General features: G+C 35.2%; 3 protein-coding genes and 1 pseudogene. 1 reads left to right on the forward strand and 3 read right to left on the reverse strand.

The window, feature by feature from the left end; genetic code table 11:
* The 3 genes and pseudogenes from A9G35_RS01755 to A9G35_RS12800 all read right to left on the reverse strand — a co-directional run.
* Positions 1-230: pseudogene (locus A9G35_RS01755) on the reverse strand (hypothetical protein); the annotation flags it as partial.
* Positions 211-936, reverse strand: coding sequence for a hypothetical protein (locus A9G35_RS13810; RefSeq protein ID WP_065635428.1), 726 nt, complete (start codon positions 934-936; stop codon positions 211-213). The gene A9G35_RS13810 and the pseudogene A9G35_RS01755, both read right to left, overlap by 20 nt.
* 52 nt (positions 937-988) lie before the next feature.
* Positions 989-1618, reverse strand: a complete 630-nt coding sequence (locus A9G35_RS12800) for an antA/AntB antirepressor family protein (RefSeq protein ID WP_081300082.1) — start codon at positions 1616-1618, stop codon at positions 989-991.
* 57 nt (positions 1619-1675) lie between these two features.
* On the opposite strand from A9G35_RS12800, the gene A9G35_RS01770 reads away from it, so the two are divergent.
* Entirely contained in the window at positions 1676-1975 is a 300-nt protein-coding gene (locus A9G35_RS01770; RefSeq protein ID WP_065635422.1) for a transposase, read from the forward strand.
* Positions 1976-2041 lie beyond the last annotated feature (66 nt).

Raw genomic sequence — 2041 nt, forward strand, 5'->3', positions numbered from 1 at the left:
TCGCGCATATCACTTTTAAGGTTCTGCTCGGAATAACTTTCATTTTCACTAGCCCAAAACATCAGGTTACCAATCGCACCTATTCCATATAGAATAGATTGCTGTAGTTCTTCAAAATGATTCTCAGCTTGTAGTAAATTGTGTGTTGGAATATCTGCTTGATAGAGATTTAAAACAGAAATTAAATTAGATAGGTCAGGTTGCCCATTTTTAGGGCGTAGGGGTATCATTACTATTAGCCATAGCATTACTCCGTTTAATGTTTGTGGTTAGATCCCTTGATAGTGTTGCGAGCACATCAGGGGATTGTTTTTTTAACCTAATAAATTCATCAGGTGTGTGCTCACTATATTTTATAGTGTGGGCACACGTCAAGCCTTTTTTATTATTTAGTGATCGTGTATAGTGTCTGCACACTAATAAGCATCTTTTAGGTATAAAAATGGCTACAGGTAACAAAAATAATAAATCGGATAGAAAAGCAATCCGCTTCCCCCATGAATTAATAGAGCGAATAGACGAGCAATCCAAGAAAGAGAATACTAACTTTTCCGCTTGGGTTATTGCTACTTGTCGCGAAAAACTAGCTAAATTAGATAAGAAATAATCTTTTAACTTAATGCCACTGATTGGTGGTTTTTGTTTTCCCATTCTCCTTTTTATGGACTCAAGAAACCTACTTTTGAAATTCAACCCCATGCAATGATTAGTACGCATTAAAAAAACGGTTTTCACTGCGTACTTAGTGCGTACTTTTACACTTGTTTTCACTGAAATAGGCTTTTTTAACTGAAAACTAGAATTATTGCCAACCAAGAAGAATGATTTCACCTTTTGGATGGCGTTAATCCCATCAAAATAGCAATATAAGCGATTATTTAGGGCTTGGGTATATTGTCCTATTGCTAGGGCGTTAAATGGGTGTGTAGTCATCATAATTAAGCCACCTGAGCCATATGACAAATTAAATAAGCATGAGATAACTTTATTAGCTGGCTTTTCTATGATGATAATCGTAACCAATATGGATTAATGTTATATTTGCGTTCTCAAGGTATGCGATATGGTTTAATTCAAATTCGTTTAGGTGGTCACGAATATTACCAGTAAGATTATTGGCTTTCTTGTATTTGCTTGATGTAGTACCTAATACGATGCGGTTAATCATATCGAATTCATTAGTAAATAAGGTGTTATTTGCGCTTTTCCCCAGTGCTTTACGTTGCTCTGTTAATGCGTCACACATAGGACGGCTATAATCTGCGACTTTTAAACGTGCTTTTAATCGATTAAGTGCTTTCTTTTGGATTGTTGGCGCGATTTCTTTAAGGTGTTCTTCACAACGTATAAAGTACTTTCTTATTGCTCGTCCTTTCTCGTTGTTTTCAATCATCGCCAATTCTTTAGCGGTTCCAATTGTAAGGATGTAATCTGTACTTTTACGATCTCCACCTCGCTTAGTTGTCCATTTTATTTGCTGTTCATTATTTGTACTTTGATTCCTGAATTCTGATGAATCAAAGATTAAAAAAACATCATTTTTAATAAGTCCATATTCTTTTATTCTTCCCTTTATCCATGTTGAAAAATCATTTCCTACTGGATCGGCTACACTAATTCATACAACTTTTTTAAGGGGTAAGGTAAACTTATCACAACTAAAAAAGGAACAAATATGAATAAGATTAAACGCAAAAGACGAACATTCACAGATGATTTTAAACACCAAATGGTCAGTCTTTATCAACATGGTAAATCACGTAGTGAAATCGTTGCAGAATATGATTTGACACCATCCGCATTGGACCGTTGGATAACGCAATCAAGCCAAAGTGGCTCATTTAAAACAAAAGATAATCGCGGTCCACAAGAACAAGAGTTAATCGCGTTGCGTAAAGAGCTTAAACAACTCCGCATGGAAAACGATATTCTAAAGCAAGCAGCACTGATAATAGGGCGAAAATCGCTATCCTAAAAGCAAATCGACATCGTTATAGCATAACAAAGCTATGTCAATATTTAGGATTATCAAGATATTATG

Origin of the sequence: Gilliamella sp. Choc5-1 (assembly GCF_001690595.1) — a bacterium.
GTDB classification, from domain to species: Bacteria; Pseudomonadota; Gammaproteobacteria; order Enterobacterales; family Orbaceae; genus Gilliamella; species Gilliamella apicola_M.